The sequence below is a fragment of the Pseudomonas alkylphenolica genome (genome assembly GCF_000746525.1).
Lineage (GTDB): Bacteria > Pseudomonadota > Gammaproteobacteria > Pseudomonadales > Pseudomonadaceae > Aquipseudomonas > Aquipseudomonas alkylphenolica.
On record NZ_CP009048.1, the window covers coordinates 3,648,023 to 3,665,571 of the forward strand.

Sequence of the window (17,549 nt, forward strand, 5' to 3'; positions counted from 1 at the left end):
GCTGCACAGACAGCCTGCGGCGGCTTTCGGAGTGCCTTGCGTGAAACTCAATGACAACAAGCTGTTCCGCCAGCAAGCCTACATCGCTGGGCGCTGGTGCGACGCCGATGACGGGCGCAGCCTGCAGGTAACCGACCCGGCCAACGGCGAGCTGCTGGGCAGCGTGCCGCTGATGGGCGGTGCCGAAGCGGTACGCGCCATCGAAGCCGCCGAAGCCGCACTGACCGACTGGCGCGCCCGCACCGCCAAAGAGCGTGCACAGATCCTGCGCCGCTGGTTCGAACTGCTGCTCGAACACGAGCAGGACCTGGCCCGGCTGATGACCTTCGAACAGGGCAAGCCGCTGCATGAAGCCCTGGGCGAAATCCGCTACGCCGCCTCCTTCGTCGAGTGGTTCGCTGAAGAAGGCAAGCGCGTCTACGGCGATGTGATCCCAAGCCCTGCCAACGACAAGCGCCTGCTGGTGATCAAACAAGGCATCGGCGTGTGCACCGCGATTACCCCGTGGAATTTCCCCGCGGCGATGATCACCCGCAAGGTCGCCCCTGCCCTGGCGGCAGGCTGCACCATGGTGGTCAAACCGGCCAACGAGACACCGTTCTGCGCCCTGGCGCTGGTCGAGCTTGCCGAGCGCGCGGGTGTGCCCGCTGGCGTGTTCAGCGTAGTCACCGGTGATGCACCGGCCATCGGCGCGCAGTTCACCGGCCACCCGTCGGTACGCAAGTTGAGCTTCACCGGCTCCACTCCGGTCGGTCGCCTGCTGATGGGCCAGTGCGCTGAAACCATCAAGAAAGTCAGCCTGGAACTGGGCGGCAACGCGCCGTTCATTGTCTTCGCCGACGCCGACATCGACGCCGCGGTCGAAGGCGCGTTGATTGCCAAATACCGCAACGCCGGGCAGACCTGCGTGTGCGTCAACCGCTTCTACATCCATGACAGCGTCTACGCGCAGTTCAGCGAACGCTTCATCGAACGCGTACGCCAGCTGGGTGTTGGTCATGGTAGTGCCGAGGGCACGCAGATCGGTCCGCTGATCAGCGACAAGGCGGTGGCCAAGGTCCGCAGCCTGATTGACGAGGCGGTCGGCAAAGGCGCCGAGCTGGTACTTGGCGGCCAGGCCCATGCCCTGGGTGGCAACTTCTTCGAGCCTACCGTACTGGCCAATGTCGGCCCAGGCATGGAACTGCTGGAAGAAGAAATCTTCGGCCCGGTGGCGGCGCTGGTGCGCTTCAACAGCGACGAGGAAGTCATCGCCCTGGCCAACGCCACCCAATACGGCCTGGCGGCGTACTTCTACAGCCGTGATATCGCCCGGGTGTTCAAGGTCGCCGAGCAGCTGGAATACGGCATGGTCGGGGTCAACACCGGGTTGATCTCCAACGAGGTCGCGCCGTTCGGTGGCATCAAACAATCGGGCCTGGGCCGTGAAGGCTCCAAGTACGGCATCGAAGATTATCTGGAAATCAAATACCTGTGCCTCGCCGTCTGAGCGAGCGTCGGGTTCCGGGACGCGGCAGGGCCTGCCGCGCACCCCTGCAGTCGAGGTGAATCATGGCCAACAAATACGAAATGTTCAGCGTGCAGGTAACCGACGTGCAACAGGCCACGCCGCTGATCAAGCGCTTCACCCTGGCCCGCGAAGACGGCGCACCGATGCCCGCCTTCACCGGTGGCAGCCATGTCATCGTGCAGATGCAGGGCGCCGACGGCAGCCAGTTCAGCAACGCCTACTCGCTGATGAGCGACCCGCGTGACACCCGCAACTACCAGATCGGCGTGCGCCTGGAAGAGCAGTCCAAAGGCGGCTCGGCGTTCATGCACCAGCAGGTTGAAGTCGGCACCCGCCTGACCATTTCCTCGCCCAACAACCTGTTCGCCCTGGACCCCAGTGCCGGCCGCCATGTGCTGATCGCCGGCGGCATCGGCATCACCCCGTTCCTGGCGCAACTGCATGAACTTGAAGGCGGCGCTGCCAACTACGAACTGCACTATGCCTTCCGTGCCCCTGAGCACGGTGCGTTCCAGGATCAGCTGGCCAGCGGACCGCATGCTGACAACACCCATTTCTACATCGATAGCCTGGATCGCAAGCTTGACCTGCACACGCTGTGCGCCGGCCTGGCTGAAGATGCCCACTTGTACGTGTGCGGTCCGAAACCGCTGATCGATGCGGTTATCGCCACTGCCGCCAAGGCCGGTATTGCCGAACAACGCGTGCATTGGGAACAGTTTGCAGCCGCCCCTGTGACCGGTGCTGCCTTTACCGTGGTATTGGCCCAATCGGGCATCGAACTGCAGGTGGAAGAAGGCATGACCATTCTTCAGGCCATCGAGAAATCCAAGGCCGCCAAGGTCGAGTGCCTGTGCCGGGAGGGTGTGTGCGGCACCTGCGAGACAGCGATCCTTGAAGGTGAGGCCGAACACTTTGACCAATACCTGAGCGATGACGAAAAAGCAGCGCAGCAGAGCATGATGTTGTGTGTCTCGCGGGCGCGGACGGCGCGGTTGGTGCTGGATCTGTAAGTCACTCGGTGGGAATTCACTAGGTGCTTTACTGCCACACCATCGGTGGGAGCGGGCTTGCCCCGCGATGCTATCTGGCTGGCACACCGCAATCGCGGGGCAAGCCCGCTCCCACCGGGTACTTTGTAGGGCAACTGTTTTGCCTGTCACAAGCGAGGGCGTAAGCAACTCCACCCGTTGATGCAGCATCAATGCAAACCCGCCAGCTTGCACGCCTCGACAAAGGTCGCGCCTTTTTTATCCATCGCCTCTTTGACGATCTGGTTGGCTTTCACCAAGGCTGGACTCGGCTTTGCCCACTGCTCCAGCGGCAGCGGCTGTGACCATGCCTGCACCTGCTCCGGCAGCGTCGGGCGCCCCTTGCGGTGGCCCCATTCAGCGAGCAGGTAAGGCATTTTCCAGAACACCAGGACGCGACGGATGTACCAGAAGCGCAAGGGCCATCGGGATCGCTTGGAATAGCCATAGCGCTCTCGCTCCTCAGCCGTTAAATGCTCCCCGCCTTCATCCAGGCCTCCCATGGCCCGCGCGTCTTCGCGCTCGATTTCAAAGGTGTGCAGTCCTTCATAGGGCTTGAGTCGATCCCCGGTTGGAATCAACCCCAACACAGCCAGCATCGGGTTCGGCGTATCTACCAGTTGACCGTCTTCCATGTAGTTGCGAATCGATGCCCACATCCCGAGGGAGTGGGCGTCGCTGGGTTGTGGCAGCAGGAGAAACTGCACTTTGTCTTGTTCCTCATCCTCCAGCCCCATGCCCAAGGTGTACTGGCGGGTGGCGCCATAGCTGGTGACGCCCTGGGTGTTGCTCACCCAGGCGACCACACTTTCCCATGGCACGATCAGGGCGCGGTGGGTTTTGTCGTCGACGTAGCAGACTTCGCGGCGCTGGCGGTTGAAGCGCACGGGGTAGGTTTTGGCGGCCTCGTAGACGCTAGAGACCATTCCGTATACATAGGCACCGAATGGGAGAATGCCTAATAACGTATATCCAGAAAATACCTGGACGGCCATCGCCAGATCTTTAAATGGTGTAGGGAAGTTCTCAGGATAGAAAAGAACTCCATAGGTAATGATAAGAACAGGTGCAATAAAAGCAGAAAACAAGAGCATCCATATCCCTGCTGCCAGTATCTTCCCTTGCTCAACCATTCCCCGGTTACTGCCGCCCAGTTCCAGATAGGTATCGTTCATCTCCGAAAAATTACGACGCGATGATTGGACCTGCCCGGTGTACACCGGCAGGGGCGAAAAAAACAGGGTCTCGTTCAGTCCCTTGACCCGTATTTCACCGGCACAGGGCCGCTGACTACGAATGTCCGGCGCAGGTTCAGCGGCAGTGCTTTTGTTTTGGCGTTTGAACAGTTTGCTAAACATTGGCAGTCGCCAGCTCGTCTCTGAAGACCAGTCTGAAAGGCGCCTTACCCGTTCCCGTGGGCATGCTTTCCACCGCGTCGAGTCGATAGATACCCTCGGTCATGATGGTCACACCATAATCGCGGGTGATGTACAGGTTACGCAGCACAAAAGTGGTGTGATGGAACACATCGCGCTCGGCTTCCAGTTGCAGGGCTGTACCGATCAGGTTGGCACTGGCACGGCTGTGCCGGGCATCGCCAGCAACGCTGGCTCCTACAATAAGTGAGAATCTCAGCAGCCCCGCCCGTTGTAACTCCATCAATGTAAACCCGCTGTCTTGCAAGCCTCGACAAAGGTCGCACCTTTTTTATCCATCGCCTCTTTGACGATCTGGTTGGCTTTCACCAAGGCCGGGCTGGGCTTTGCCCACTGTTCCGGCGGCAGCGGCTGTGACCATGCCTGCACCTGCTCCGGTAACGTCGGGCGGCCGACTCGATGGCCCCATTCAGCGAGCAGGTAAGGCATTTTCCAGAACACCAGCACGCGACGGATGTACCAGAAGCGCAAGGGCCATCGGGATCGCTTGGTATAGCCATAGCGTTCTCGCTCCTCAGCCGTTAAATGCTCCCCGCCTTCATCCAGGCCTCCCATGGCCCGCGCGTCTTCACGTTCGATTTCAAAGGTGTGCAGCCCTTCATAGGGCTTGAGTCGATCCCCGGTTGGAATCAACCCCAACACGGCCAGCATCGGGTTCGGCGTATCCACCAACTGCCCGTCTTCCATGTAGTTGCGAATCGACGCCCACATCCCGAGCGAATGGGCATCGCTGGGTTGAGGCAGCAGCAGAAACTGCACTTTGTCTTGTTCCTCATCCTCCAGCCCCATGCCCAAGGTGTACTGGCGGGTGGCGCCATAGCTGGTGACGCCCTGGGTGTTGCTCACCCAGGCGACCACGCTTTCCCATGGCACGATCAGGACGCGGTGGGTTTTGTCGTCGACGTAGCAGACTTCGCGGCGCTGGCGGTTGAAGCGTACAGGGTAGGTTTTGGCCGCCTTGTAGACGCTAGAGACCATGCCGTATAAATAGGCGCCGATCGGAAGAGTGGAAAGAAGCGACACGCTGATACTAACCTGCAAGAACATATACAAGTCGTGCCAAGGATCACTGAAATTTTCCGGATAGAAGAGCACCCCGCACATAATTACCAAGCTTGGCATTATGAAAGCCAAAAATATAGGAATCCAAATACCTGATGCGAGTATTTTCCCTTGCTCAACCATTCCCCGGTTACTACCACCCAGCTCTAGGTAGGTCTCGTTCATCTCCGAAAAATTACGACGCGATGATTGGACTTGGCCGGTGTACACCGGCAGGGGCGACAAAAACAGGGTTTCGTTCAGTCCCTTGACCCGTATTTCACCGGCGCAGGGCCGCTGACTACGAATGTCCGGGGCAGGTTCAGCGGCAGTGCTTTTGTTTTGGCGTTTGAACAGTTTGCTAAACATTGGCAGTCGCCAGGTCATCTCTGATGAATAACTTGAAAGGAGCCTTGCCCGTTCCGGGAGGCATATTCTCGACCGAGCCCAGTCGATAGGTGCCCTGAGTCATGATGGTCACACCATAAGAACGGGTGATGTGCAGGTCACGCAGCACAAAAGTGGTGTGATGGAACACATCGCGCTCGGCTTCCAGTTGGTAGGCGATGGTGAAAGCCAGGGCGAAGATCGAGGTTTGCTCGCAATTATGAATCGGCAGATGCAGCGTCAGTGCTTGTTGTTCTTCACTGACGACGATGAAACGCGTGGCCCATATCGCGGTGCTTTCGTTCCAGCGCACCGGCGGCAGGGTGGGCCTGTAAGGCTGGTGTATGTAGTTGTCACGGCCCTGTTGGTAGGCTTGTAGCTGCAACTTGCGCTGGTCCATTTCCTGGGTGCTGATGCCGGGTAGCACCAGTTTCAGGTAGGTTTTTTTGTCATCGCGGATCAGATCGCAAGTCGGCTTTTGCACGACCTTGGCAAGCTCAGTCCATTCGTCTTGCAGGCTGCGGTGCCTGGATTTGTTGCCCCAGCACTGTTCTCCATCCATACTTGCAGGTCATCCAGATTGAAGTAGTTGTACAAGCCTTCACCTGCCAGTTGCAGGGCTGTGCCGATCAGGCCTATCAGGTTGGCACGTGCACCGATAGCCAAAAGCCGTGGACTGGCCTCCGCCCACGCCAACGCGCGCAGTTCGGTCGGTGTTTTCAGGATGTTCTTGATAATCGAGCCCGTGTGCTTGGCTGCCCAGGTGTTGGTGCCAACCAATGTCCCATCACCGGTAATTTGCAGCGTGGTAGCAGCGAGCCCCTTGTAATTGCCTTTAGCCAAGGCCTGCCCCCATTGCAGGGAGTGTTTGCCCAAGTCGATTGATGCTGCTGTGCCACCAAACGCAAATGCCCAAAATCCGGCAATACCGCTCCAACGCCCCAAACGGCTCATAGTGTTTAACTTACCGGCAGCGCTTTCCATCTGCTCGATATGTGCTTGAAAGACCGTAATAGAAAGTCCTTGCGCAGCTGCAAAGCCAGCTGCGGTCATTCCAATTAGAGACTCGGTGAAAGCTAAATAATCCCCTAAAGAGCGCTTGTCGTTTTTCAGGAGAGTGATTAGCCCATCAATAAACTTCTGCCCCTGAATAACAAACAGCACCAACGCGATCCCATCGCCTTTCGACTTCACCGCCGCTAACAGCGGCTTGTTAAAGGTTCCAGTGGCCCGGAAGTCCCGCGCGGTCCTGGTCATCTCCGTACGCAACTGCGGGTCCAGGCCATCGATCACCGTGCCAATTTGCGCCGGGCTGTCGCCACCGACGGTCAAGGCGCCCGCCAGCCGCTCTTCCAGGGGCAGCAGTGCGTTTTTCAGCAGCTGGATCCGCTGGTTATAGGCCGCTTCGCTGCCAGGCATGGCGACACCTGAGGATTGCCGCATCAATTCGCGGTTGCGCAGCCGGTAGGTTTCCTTGAGTTGACTGCGCAGGTTCATCGATTGCTCGCGGGCCTGATTGAACGCCGCGATTTCTGTTGCTGAGGCCCCGCGTAACGTCAGGCCCTGGCGGGAAAATTCGCGCAACAGTTGCAGTCGCGCCGGTGCCCCGATGTGGCGAATGTAGCCATTGGGATCAATGTTCTGTCCCTGCCTGAAGGTATCGTGAGCCTTCTCCAACTGATCAGCTACTTCCAGTTGATGTGCAGGGACGTAGGCCCCTTCCAACATGCTTTGCAAACCCATGAACTGGGTATTCAGCTTGGTGTAGTTAGGCAGGCGCTCGGTCATCAGGAGGCGGAACTGATTACTCAGCACATTGACGCCGGCCAGACTTTCCGGTGCGGTGAAGGCACTGATGGTGAACTGGCTCAGTTCAGCCAGTTTCTTGGCCACGTCGGCTTGTGCAGCCAAGGTCAGGGTGTCGAGCCCGGGCACCACCGTCAGCAGGTTGGACTCCAGGTAGGCGGCCAGTTTTTCCGTGGCTTGTTGATCCGCGCACATCGCTGCTACGCAAACGAACTCGGTTTCCAGGCGGTGCTGGATCTGGGCATCGAGGGTGAAGTCGTAATACCAGGCGGCACGGTGGAAGTGGCCGGCAGTGAACAGGTTGAGACGATCGTCACGGATGTTCTGCAGGCGCGCATGCCAGTGACTCAGCAGGTTTTGCTCGGTGATGACGAAGGCTTCCATCGCGGCGCGATCGACCAGATCGTCGATGCCCCTCTGGCCCAGCTCCTTGCCGTGCAGCGTTTGCCAGCTCTGCACGCTGAGCTTGTTGATGGTGCGCTGGTGTTTTTCATAAAGCAGCGTGCCCAGGGCATCCTTCATGTCGATGAAGGCCCGGGCATAGACATTGACTTCGGCCGCGCGGCGCCAGTGCTGATCAGGGCCGAAGATCCCCGGATCCTTGTGGTCGCGACGGACCTTGAGAAATTCGTAGATGCTCGCTTGTTGTGCCTCGCTGGTCTCGTCCCTCAGCGCCTGGATATCCGCATCCGTTTCGCTCAAGGCCTGCAGACGCGAGTCGTTGACGTCGTACAAGGACTGGATGTAAGCGCCGCTGAGGTACTGGGCCTGACGCCTGTCATCAGCACTCCACTGCTCGATCCAGTCCGCGACTTTCAGCTGGGCAGCGGCCAGATCGCGCATCACGCCAATGTCGTCGCGCAGCAGCAGAAACAGGTAATCATTCTGGTAGGCGCCGAGTACCTTACTGGTCAGTGCTTCAATCTCGGTGTCGTGGAACAGCGGCTGGTCTTCCCAGTGGTACGGCACTTTCTCCTCAGGGTTGACACCGTCGGGAAAGGCTTTGGACGGCGGCAGTTGGGTGACGCCTGACGCGTCCGGCACCTGGGCGTTTTCTGCCACTTCCGCCAGCCATTTCTCCACCTGTAATGTGCTCAACAGGTTGGCGCCGCCGTAGAGCGGGCAGGCACTCTGCAGTTCGACACGTTGCATCAAACGCTGGCGCTCGTCCCCTGACTTGAGCACTTGCGCGCACTTGAAGGCCGTCCACTGAATTTCGGAGTAACAGGCGTACAAGGTGTGCTGCCGGGTGAAGATCAAATGCGGTTCGCCCACCGACGTGGTACGCGTATCGGCGGTCACCTCGTTGCTGTTCCACAGCAGCTTGCTGATCTCGGCGTTTTCGACACGGTATTCGTGCAGGTAGCCGGTGTTGGCATCGATGATGTACAGGTAACCATCGCGCAGCAGGCGGATGCCCAGCGGCTGGCTCTTGATCTTGAACGGCAGGGTCAGCTCGGCGGTCGGATCGAGGTGTTCAACCAGTCCGTAACGCAGCGGTAGCAACTGCAGCTTCTTGTTCATCAAGGGGCACACGCCGATGGGAGAGCGTATGTCCTTGACACTTTTGGCCATGGCGGCGGTATTGGCGCTGATTTTCGGCGGTCGTTGCACAGTCATGGCTGGCTTCCTTGTCGTTGATCGGCGCGAAGCTCAGCCAGTTCGGCCGCAAGCTTTACTCGGGCCAAAAGAGCATCCGGTCTCGATTTCGTCAGCAAGTGAGCGATGTCTGGATGGTCAGTCAGCGGTTGTCCGGCCAGATAGCCGAAAACGTTCGCGTAGAAGCTAAGCTCCTGGTCTGAGCAGAAGCCTTGTTGATAGGCCTGTTCCGTCATGTTCTGCACATACGACCGCTGTGCAGTCGGTGCTAGGGTCGCCAGCAAATCCGGAAAGTACTTGTGCAAGTGCTCAATCAAACCCGAGACGGCGTTGCGAAACTCCACGCTTCCCAACGCGGTGAGTTCCTGGTCGGTCAATCGATACGTCGCGGGCTCGGCAATGGCCTGATGGGGGCGCGCGTGTTGCCGCCAGACGCCCTCGACGCCATCCGGCAAACAGACATGCGTGACAGGACCGAACCAGCGCGCGCTGCGGTCTTGCACCGCAATGCTGAACAACTGATGCATGACCGCTGGATCGGCAATGCGTGGCATGACGTCCACGCCGTCTACCTGTTCAACACAGAGCAAGTGGCGCCAATGCTCACAGAGCTTGTGCACATCGGCACTACTGAAAAGCAAATAGCCCCATTCGAGGGCGGCGTGTTCCTGAAAGTACGCCAGCAGCGGATCATGAAGGCCGTTGAGCGCGATCAAACAGGGGGAAATGTCTAACAACTCATGCCAGCGCGTATTCAAGTACAGGTTGTAAGCAGGATTGCCCCATGGGTGCAGGCGTTGCACCAGATCCGGCACGCTGACACCATCCAGTAGTAAGTAAGCAGGCGTCGCCCAGGGCAAATCGTGTGGCAGTGGCGGCAATTCAAGCATCGGTTTGTTCCCCTTGCTGTATAGCGGCTTGGCAAACCACACAGACCGGCTTTTTGGCCAGCAAAGCCTTGCGCTGCGTCAGGGGCAGCACCGGCGCGTGAAGCGCAGCCAGTTCAGTTGGCACGGCTTGTTGGAGCACAGCACCGGGCACGGGTGTCCCGCCGATTTGAATGTCGGTGCTGCTGAAAATACCGCCCGGACCCATCACGATGTGCTGGCCGCCAGCGCTCAAGGTGATGCTGGCGCCGGCATCGAGAATCACATTGGCTGTTGTTTTGAGGTGGACCTGTTGGCCGGCCTCGATCGCCACCGTATGCCCGACCCGGGTATGGCTGCTGCTGGCAACCTGCAGGTAGTCGTTGGCCTTGAGTTCGACCTTGCGGTCCGCCTTAACGGTGCGCTGGTCTTCGGCTTCCAGCACCGCAATGCTGTTGCCCTTGATGGTTTCCCGGCGTTCGTTACCGACCTCCAGCTGACTGTCGTTCTCGATTTTTTGCTCCATGTCGCGCTGGGCACGCAGGTAAATCAGCTCCTGGCCAGCCCGGTCTTCAATCGACAGTTCGTTGTAGGCCGGCCACTGGGCGGGGCGAGCTGCGGCTGCGCAACACGGTTTTGGTTTTGTTCGTGGGCAACGGGTACGGCACCGCCGTGCGGGTATTGGGCACACAGCCAGTAATCAACGGCTGGTCAGGGTCACCTTCCAGATAGGTCACCACCACTTCCATACCGATGCGCGGGATGGTCACCGCGCCGAAGCCCTCCCCGGCCCAGCTGGAGGACACCCGCAGCCAGCAACTGCTCTTGTCGCTGTTCAGCTCGGCGCGGTCCCAATGGAACTCGACTTTGACCCGGCCATGCTCATCGCAGAAAATTTCTTCGCCTTCAGGCCCGGTGACACGGGCGGTCTGGCTGACCAGCACGGATTTGCGGGTGACCAGCGGTGGCCGATAGAACACGTCCCAGGGAATCGCACTGAAGCTATTGCGGTAACCCTGGCTGAAGCCGTCTGCGGATGGGTTGTCGCTGCCGGCCGACTCCCCCAGCACCTGCGGCTGCTTGCCTTCGTGGCTCACGCTGAGCAGCAACCACAAGTCGTTGCACGCTTTACGCGGGTGCTCGCGCAGGTCGAAGAAATGGCCGCTGCGCAGTTCAGGCTGATCGCTTTTGCCTTCGGCCAACCGGTAGTCGCTGCGATGCCGTTCCAGGGCTTGACGGGCAAGCTGCCTGCCGCGCTCTTCGGTTTCGATCGCCGTGGGGTAGCGGTAGTCTTCAAGTGCCGGAGTGAACTCGGCGGTGAAGCGACTTTCCAGCAATCGGCTTGGGCGTTTCAGGTCATAGTCGCGCCGGGTGACGGTACTGGTCCGCGTACTGAAACGCTGGGAGAACTGGCTGACAACTGGATGATCGGCCACCAGACCGGCGCCTTGCTGATACGGGGTTGCCCCCAGTTTGGGAAAATAGGTCTGAGCGTCGGTGAACACCAGGTGGTGACCCTCCGGGCTGTGCTGGTGGTGCCAGGCAATGCCTTCTTCACTGCACAACCTTCGAACTAGATCGAGGTCGGATTCACCATACTGAGTGCAGTACTCGCGCGCGGGACAGGGGCTGACATGGAAGCTAAAGGCATCGGCCTGGATGCCGTGGCCCTGCAGCACCTGAGCGATAATCTGCGGCACCGTCAGCTGCTGGAAAATTCGTTGGTTGTGGCTGAACTGCAAGTAATGCAGGGCCGGGACCAGGGTCAGCTGATAGCGGGTCAGGCGTGTGCCGGGCTCCTCCACCCGAACGTCTTCGATGCGGCCATGCAGCCCTTCCCCGTTCAAGCCGAAGCGCAGAAACGCCGGCTGGCTGAGCAGGCTTTCCAGATCGAAGTCAGGGTATTCACTGACCAGCGCGATCTTGATCGCATACAAGCAACTGATGGTTTCGGTACCGTCAAACGCCAGCACCTTGAAATCATTGCGAACCTCGGGGATCAGCAACTCGAACTGCACACTATTGGCCGGTGCGAACATGCGTTTGTCCTTAAACGGGGGAAGAGAAACCACGCTATGCCCACGCGATATCGCGCCTGAGCGGGCGTAAACACCCGGAAAAGCTACCAAGAGCGACAAAAAATAGATGTCAGACGCTTCCTAAACTGCATCTGTATTTTCTGGTCTTCAGTTGACTGGTTCACTCAAGCCCACCCCACACCCGTCAACCCAAAGTTGACAGCTTAGGTATACTGACAGGCTCTTGGCCCCGATCAGGACACCTGCCCCATGTTGGAAAACAGTTTCGCCTTCCGCCTCAAGGAGCTGCTCGAGCATCACAAGCTGACCCTGCAAGCCGTGGGCACGGCCTTGGGGATCTCGCGCACCGCGGTGCACAAATGGACCCGCGGCGGCGAAATCGACTACGACAACCTGCGCAAGCTGGCTGACTTTCTCCAGGTCAACTGGATCTGGCTGCGCTACGGCGAAGAGGCCCTGCAGAACATCCAGCAGCCGCAGGTGGTCGAGCTGCCGATGACCGACCTGCGCCGGCGCTACACCGCTGAAATCATGGAAAGCGAAACACGCATGAAGCTGGCCCAGGAAGGTGCGCGCATCGTCACCTGGGAGTGGAACCTGATCAGCGACGAGGTCACCTACTCGCCCAATGTCGAGCAGGTCTATGGCTGGCCGGTGCATCGCAACGAAGACTTCTGGGCCCACCTGCCAGCCGAAGACGTCGCGCAGATGCAGGCCATGTATGCGCAGGCGGTGGCCGACGGCAGTGGTTGCGAATGCGATTTCCGTATCACTCGCCCCGATGGCGAACTGCGCTGGATTTCCTCCCGCGCCACGGTCGTACGCGACAGCGCCGGACGCTCGGTGAAAATGGTCGGTATCAGCATGGACAACACCGAACGCCAGGTCGCCGAGCAAGCGCTGCGCAACAGCGAAGAGCGTTTTCGCGCAATCTTCGAACTGGCCTGGGGCGCCCTCGCCTACATCGACCCTGACGGCAGCTGGCAGCGGGTCAACAACAGCCTGTGCGAGCTGCTCGGCTACCGCCCTGAAGAGCTCTACGCCACGACCTTCCAGCAGATCACCCACCCCGACGATCTGGCGGCCAACCTGCAACTGCTGCAACGCATGCTGGCTGGTGAAACCGAGCGCTATGAGGTGGAGAAACGGGTGCGCCACAAAAACGGTGAGTACATCTGGGTACGCGCCCGCACTTCGCTGCAGCGCCGGGCCGACGGTGAGCCGGAACACCTGATCAGCGTGTTCGAAGACATCAGCGCCGAACGCCAGGAGCACGAACGGCTGCAGGCCCACATTGCCGGTCTCGAAGCCAGGTTGGCGCAACGCGCCTGAGTCACTTCACGTTGATTGGGAGCGTAATGGATGCTGCCAGGTTCCTCCTATCTTTCGGCCCGGTCCCTGCGCGTGGCCAGGTTGCGCGGCAAGGTCGGGCTGTATTTTGTCGCCGCCTTGTCGGTGCTGGCCGGCATGACCGATGCCATTGGTTTTATGGCCACCGGTGATTTCGTCTCGTTCATGAGCGGCAACACCACACGCCTGGCGGTATCGCTGGGTGAAGGTGAGTTCGCTCTGGTGCTGCGTATTGGTGTGGTGCTGCTGGCCTTTGTGCTGGGTAACGCCCTCGGCGTGGTAATTGCCCGCCTCACTGGCCGGCGCCCTTGGCCGCTGTTGTCGATCATCGCCGCCCTGCTGGCGCTGGCCGGCCTGTTGCCGCTGAGCTGGCAATTGCCAGCGTTGGTCGCGGCCGTTACGGCCATGGGCATGATCAACGCCGTGGTCGAAGAAGTGAACGGTTTGCCAATCGGCCTGACCTACGTCACCGGCGCGCTATCGCGCTTTGGTCGCGGACTTGGCCGCGCGCTGCTGGGCGAACGCCGGCACGGCTGGCGGGTGCAGTTGATTCCCTGGACCGGGATGTTCGTCGGTGCCATTGCCGGGGTCTTGCTGGAGCAGGTCTTCGACCTGGCCGCCCTGCTGTTCAGCGCCCTGCTCGCTGCCGCCCTGGGGTTGATCTCGTTGAAGATCCCCCGGCGCTGGCAGCTCGGGTACATGCCTCGCTAGTGTTTACAGGCAGGTGGCCAACGCCGCCATACGACGCAGGGCGACACTGTCGTCCTTCTTGGCGTAGTAGCTGACAGCGGTGTTTGCGCCTTGCGACTGGATATCCGCGAAGGACTCCGCTTCACGCGTATAGACCGTGAAGCCACCCTGCTTGCCCGGTTCCAGGTAGCCACTGGCGTCGACGCCAAACACCGCCTCGTCCTGCCAGCCGAACTGGATGCACTGGGCAACGCGGTCGGCGGGTTTGCTCGAGGTGAAGCTTTTGTTCGGTGCCTGGGTCCGTGCCGCTTCCATGGCCGAAGAGGCACAACCGGCCAACAGTGCTGCAGCGACCATCGCCATTACTACCCGCATGACACACCCTCGTCGGAAAAAAGCCGACTTTATCATTGCCGGGCCGCCAACACCCGCGCCTCACACCGTGGCGACGATAAATGTGCGTTTGAATGGAAACAGGGTGCGCCCGTCATCCTCGACAGGGTAGTGACTGTGCAACAACTTCAGGTATTTGTTGAGAAAGGCTTCGCGCTCGAATTCGTTCAAAGCGCTAAGCACCGGCCGCAAAGCCGACACCTTGACCCAGTCGAAAATCGGCGAATTGCCTTCGACCACCTGCAGGTGCTCGGTTTCCCAGATATCCAGCTCACGGGTCAGCGGTGCCAGCAAGCGGTAATAGCTGTCCAGCGACAGCACATTGCGCGAAGCCATGAATTTGCGCAGCGCCAGAGTACCCAGAGGCAGGCCGCTAGGCCCGGGTTCGCTCAAGGCGCGCAGCATCAGCAAGTACCAGGGTGCATCGCGCCAGTTGGGCATGTGCACAGCCAGACAACCACCCGCCTGCAGTTGTGCCAGCAACCGTGGCAGCAGGCTTTCGTGGTCTTCGATAAAGTGCAGCACTGCAGCGGCAAACAACAGATTGGCCGGTTTTTCCGCTTGCCACTGGCTGACATCCGCGTTCAGCCAGTTGACTTTGATGGGCAAGGCTATCGCCTCTTGCAGCATCTCAATGGAGCTGTCGACACCGAACAGTTCGGCCCGCGGCCAGCGTTCGGCTAACAACCGTGTGGCGATGCCAGTGCCACAGCCCAAGTCATAGATGCACTCAGGCTTCTCCAAGGGTAGGCGGTTCAGCAGCTCAAACACCGGCCGCTCACGCAGGCGGGCAAATTGCTGATAGCTTTTCGGATCCCATACGGTATTGCCGCCGGGCACGGTGGTGCAGTGTTTAGCGATCATCTCAGCCTTCCTTTGCCTACGATCAATCCTGGTGTCCAATGGCATTCAATACCCTGAGCACCAGGGCAAACCCACGACGGGTTTGCGGTTCTCGTAGTAGCAACAGCAGGCCATACAAACTTGGGGGTGTGGTTTCCTGACGGGTCTGGGCTTTGGCCAGGCGAATGGCGTTGCCAAGGTTCCAGGACAAGGCCGTGGCTTGTTCAAACTGCACCGAGAGTTTTTCGACCATGGCCGCATCGAGCAGGTCGACCAGATCGGACAGCAATGATGCCAGATCGACCAGGTTGTCCAGGCGACCACCATCGAGCAGCGGTTGCAGTTTGTTCAAGAAGGCCTCAAGGCCGGGGTTTTCGCCCTGCAGGGCGAGCGTATCGGTCACTTCCATGTCAGTCAGCTCCTCCCGGTGTCGGGTCACAGCATCCCGCGCGCAACGGCCCAGTACAGGCCGCGGTTGAATCCATTCCTGAGCAGGCCGCCGAGTTTGGTCGGCGGCGTCGGCAGCACATCGTGGCGGTAGTCGTAGGTCAGCGGCATACCGGCGTTCAGGCCCATCTGCGCGGCGGCCTGGACCTTGCCGTCATACACCGCCACTGTGGTACCCAGGCGGATCTCGCCGGCAATGTTGTCAGCAATCACTGGTGCCTGGTTGTGGCAGGCACCCCCGGCCTTGCTGACAGGCAGATCGACGGTGTCGCCGATCACATACACCCCATCCAGACCATAAACCTGCAAGGTTTCGTGATTGGTCGGCAGCCAGCCTTCCTGGTTAGCTGCCTGCGACACGCCACTTTCCCGCACCGCATCCACCGCGCGGATCGGCGGCGTGGCCATGAGGATGTCGTAGGGTTGTGCATCCCCTTCTTCCGAGTAGGCGATGCGTTGGTCAGGATCGACCTTGCCGAGGGTGAAGCCGCGCTGAAACTGAATGTTCTTCTGGGCAAAGATGCCCAGCAGGATCTCGCCGGTAGGACGCTGCAAGAACAGGCAATTGCGCAGCAGCTGTGCGGTGGTCGGGTAGGTATAGATGATCTCGACCTTGTCACGCACACCGCGGCGGCGCAGGTAGTCATCGAGCATTAACGTGGTTTCCACCGGCGCGATACCACACTGATGGGGCACGTTGGGCGTTTGCGGGAAGGACACGGTAATGAAGATCCGCCCCTTCTCGATGCTGGCCAGACGTTGCGCCAGCTGACGCGCCGGTTCGTACTGGTAGAAATGATCACCGCCCTGCTGCAGCCCTTCGATACGTTCGGGTGCCGGCACGCATCCGGTGGCGATTACCAGAAAGTCATAGCCAAAGCGTTTGCCGGAACGGGTATGCAGCGTTTGACCGGCGAAATCGAAGCGGGTGACTTCCTGCACCTGAAAGTCGATTTCCGGGCGCAGCAATGAACGTTCGGGGCGCTTCAGTTCCTCCTTGAAGAACTGGTTGAAGGCCACGTACATGAAGGCTGGTTTGTAGTAATGATCAGGCGAATTGGACAGCAGCGTAATACGCACCTGATCGCGCAGAATCTCCGGATAGAGTTTGCCGACCAGTTGATTGGCGAGCATGGTGCCGCCGACCCCGCCACCGACGATGAGAATATGGTTTGCCATACGCACGCTTCCTTGCGAACAAAGCTCTGCCGCGTCGAAGTCTATAGTTGGAGAAGCTGCGGTGATATGCCAATAACCCTTGGCTATATAGGTTAATTCGTTTTCCTTGAATTTCGCCGAAGATGACCTCTGATACCGTATCAGATGACAAATAAAGGCCACATTGCATGTGCGGAAGACTCAGCCAGTACCGTGGCATTCACGATTTCGTCGACGCCCTGAGCATGCCCGGTGCCCTGGCCAATGAAGTCGGCGATCAGCCTTTGGCGCACTACAATGTTGCCCCCAGCACTAACGTCGCCGTCCTGTCCGCGCAGCGTGCCCATTGGTTGCGTTGGGGCTGGCGCCCGCACTGGGCCCATGACCGGGCAGCACCGATCAATGCGCGGGTGGAGAAAGTCGCGCATTCACCGTTCTTCCGGGCGATCTGGGGGCACCGGTTGATCGTACCGATTGATGGCTGGTTCGAATGGGTCGATGAAGGCGAAGCAAAAAAACAGCCCTACTATATTCATCGCCGCGATGGCCTGCCGGCGTTCTGCGCCGGCATTGGCCAATGGGGAGTGGCCGAGGACGATGGCTTTGTCATCATCACCGCCGACAGCGTCGGTGGCATGGTTGATATCCATGACCGCAGGCCGGTGGTGCTCGCGCCGGCCCTGGCCCGGGATTGGTTGAACCCTGATTGCGACAAGGGCCAGGCTGAACAGATGGTGCTCAACCTGGGTGAGCCGGCAGAGGCCTTCAATTGGTACCGTGTCGACAAGGCCGTGGGCAATGTGCGCAACCAGGGCGCCAACCTCATCGGTAGGAGCGGCGGTGCGGCGACCCGACTTGCCCCGCGATAAGGCCACCGGCGCCTTCAATCGCGGGGCAAGCCCGCTCCCACCCTGTGTAAATCAATGAACCACCCTCCACTTTCTGCCAAACTT

General features: G+C 59.7%; 15 protein-coding genes and 1 pseudogene. 5 read left to right on the forward strand and 11 right to left on the reverse strand.

Translation table 11 applies throughout. From position 1 onward, the window contains the following. Window positions 1–40 precede the first annotated feature (40 nt). Together PSAKL28_RS16715 and PSAKL28_RS16720 are read left to right on the forward strand one after the other, a co-directional pair. Window positions 41–1,489, forward strand: coding sequence for an NAD-dependent succinate-semialdehyde dehydrogenase (locus tag PSAKL28_RS16715; RefSeq protein WP_038612636.1), 1,449 nt, complete (start codon window positions 41–43; stop codon window positions 1,487–1,489). Between the two features lie 62 nt (window positions 1,490–1,551). Continuing rightward, on the forward strand, window positions 1,552–2,523 hold the full coding sequence (locus PSAKL28_RS16720; protein ID WP_038612639.1) for a PDR/VanB family oxidoreductase: 972 nt from the start codon (window positions 1,552–1,554) through the stop codon (window positions 2,521–2,523). Between the two features lie 188 nt (window positions 2,524–2,711). Here PSAKL28_RS16720 and PSAKL28_RS16725 read toward each other — a convergent pair whose 3' ends face one another. The 7 genes and pseudogenes from PSAKL28_RS16725 to PSAKL28_RS16755 all read right to left on the reverse strand — a co-directional run bounded on the left by PSAKL28_RS16725 (window position 2,712) and on the right by PSAKL28_RS16755 (window position 11,715). Continuing rightward, window positions 2,712–3,899 (reverse strand): DUF6708 domain-containing protein, encoded by a 1,188-nt coding sequence (locus PSAKL28_RS16725; protein ID WP_257011814.1) that lies wholly within the window; start codon window positions 3,897–3,899, stop codon window positions 2,712–2,714. After that, complete coding sequence (locus PSAKL28_RS16730) at window positions 3,892–4,200, reverse strand: hypothetical protein (RefSeq protein WP_038612642.1); 309 nt, start codon at window positions 4,198–4,200, stop codon at window positions 3,892–3,894. The genes PSAKL28_RS16725 and PSAKL28_RS16730 overlap by 8 nt, the downstream gene beginning before the upstream one ends. Then, the gene (locus PSAKL28_RS16735; RefSeq protein ID WP_257011815.1) at window positions 4,200–5,387 is read right to left on the reverse strand and encodes a DUF6708 domain-containing protein; all 1,188 of its coding nucleotides are present in this window, start codon (window positions 5,385–5,387) and stop codon (window positions 4,200–4,202) included. The genes PSAKL28_RS16730 and PSAKL28_RS16735 overlap by 1 nt, the downstream gene beginning before the upstream one ends. Further along, a complete protein-coding gene (locus tag PSAKL28_RS16740; protein ID WP_038612645.1) occupies window positions 5,380–5,889 on the reverse strand; it encodes a hypothetical protein in 510 nt (169 codons plus the stop codon). Before PSAKL28_RS16740 ends, PSAKL28_RS16735 begins: the two co-directional genes overlap by 8 nt. After that, window positions 5,865–8,831: a toxin VasX gene (locus tag PSAKL28_RS16745; protein ID WP_038612648.1), complete on the reverse strand. Its 2,967-nt coding sequence runs from the start codon at window positions 8,829–8,831 to the stop codon at window positions 5,865–5,867. The genes PSAKL28_RS16740 and PSAKL28_RS16745 overlap by 25 nt, the downstream gene beginning before the upstream one ends. Then, window positions 8,828–9,700 (reverse strand): DUF4123 domain-containing protein, encoded by an 873-nt coding sequence (locus PSAKL28_RS16750; protein ID WP_038612651.1) that lies wholly within the window; start codon window positions 9,698–9,700, stop codon window positions 8,828–8,830. The genes PSAKL28_RS16745 and PSAKL28_RS16750 overlap by 4 nt, the downstream gene beginning before the upstream one ends. Continuing rightward, a pseudogene (locus tag PSAKL28_RS16755) lies at window positions 9,693–11,715 on the reverse strand (type VI secretion system Vgr family protein). Before PSAKL28_RS16755 ends, PSAKL28_RS16750 begins: the two are co-directional and overlap by 8 nt. Before the next feature lie 249 nt (window positions 11,716–11,964). On the opposite strand from PSAKL28_RS16755, the gene PSAKL28_RS16760 reads away from it, so the two are divergent. Together PSAKL28_RS16760 and PSAKL28_RS16765 are read left to right on the forward strand one after the other, a co-directional pair. Then, on the forward strand, window positions 11,965–13,047 hold the full coding sequence (locus tag PSAKL28_RS16760; RefSeq protein WP_038612653.1) for a helix-turn-helix domain-containing protein: 1,083 nt from the start codon (window positions 11,965–11,967) through the stop codon (window positions 13,045–13,047). 30 nt (window positions 13,048–13,077) lie between these two features. Next, window positions 13,078–13,776, forward strand: a complete 699-nt coding sequence (locus PSAKL28_RS16765) for a YoaK family protein (protein ID WP_038612656.1) — start codon at window positions 13,078–13,080, stop codon at window positions 13,774–13,776. Window positions 13,777–13,779: 3 nt separating this feature from the next. Here PSAKL28_RS16765 and PSAKL28_RS16770 read toward each other — a convergent pair whose 3' ends face one another. The 4 genes from PSAKL28_RS16770 to PSAKL28_RS16785 are packed head-to-tail and all read right to left on the reverse strand — an operon-like array spanning window position 13,780 to window position 16,617. Beyond that, window positions 13,780–14,130: a hypothetical protein gene (locus PSAKL28_RS16770; protein WP_038612659.1), complete on the reverse strand. Its 351-nt coding sequence runs from the start codon at window positions 14,128–14,130 to the stop codon at window positions 13,780–13,782. A 60-nt stretch (window positions 14,131–14,190) separates the two neighbouring features. Then, entirely contained in the window at window positions 14,191–15,012 is an 822-nt protein-coding gene (locus tag PSAKL28_RS16775) for a methyltransferase domain-containing protein (RefSeq protein WP_038612662.1), read from the reverse strand. Window positions 15,013–15,034: 22 nt separating this feature from the next. Beyond that, window positions 15,035–15,400 carry a DUF1641 domain-containing protein gene (locus PSAKL28_RS16780; RefSeq protein ID WP_051939449.1) on the reverse strand — a complete coding sequence of 122 codons (366 nt, stop codon included), beginning with the start codon at window positions 15,398–15,400 and terminating at the stop codon, window positions 15,035–15,037. A gap of 26 nt (window positions 15,401–15,426) precedes the next feature. After that, window positions 15,427–16,617, reverse strand: coding sequence for an NAD(P)/FAD-dependent oxidoreductase (locus PSAKL28_RS16785; protein WP_038612665.1), 1,191 nt, complete (start codon window positions 16,615–16,617; stop codon window positions 15,427–15,429). Window positions 16,618–16,784: 167 nt separating this feature from the next. Between PSAKL28_RS16785 and PSAKL28_RS16790 the strand changes: the two genes are divergently transcribed. Continuing rightward, the gene (locus tag PSAKL28_RS16790; RefSeq protein ID WP_051939451.1) at window positions 16,785–17,465 is read left to right on the forward strand and encodes an SOS response-associated peptidase; all 681 of its coding nucleotides are present in this window, start codon (window positions 16,785–16,787) and stop codon (window positions 17,463–17,465) included. The last annotated feature ends 84 nt before the right edge of the window (window positions 17,466–17,549 follow it).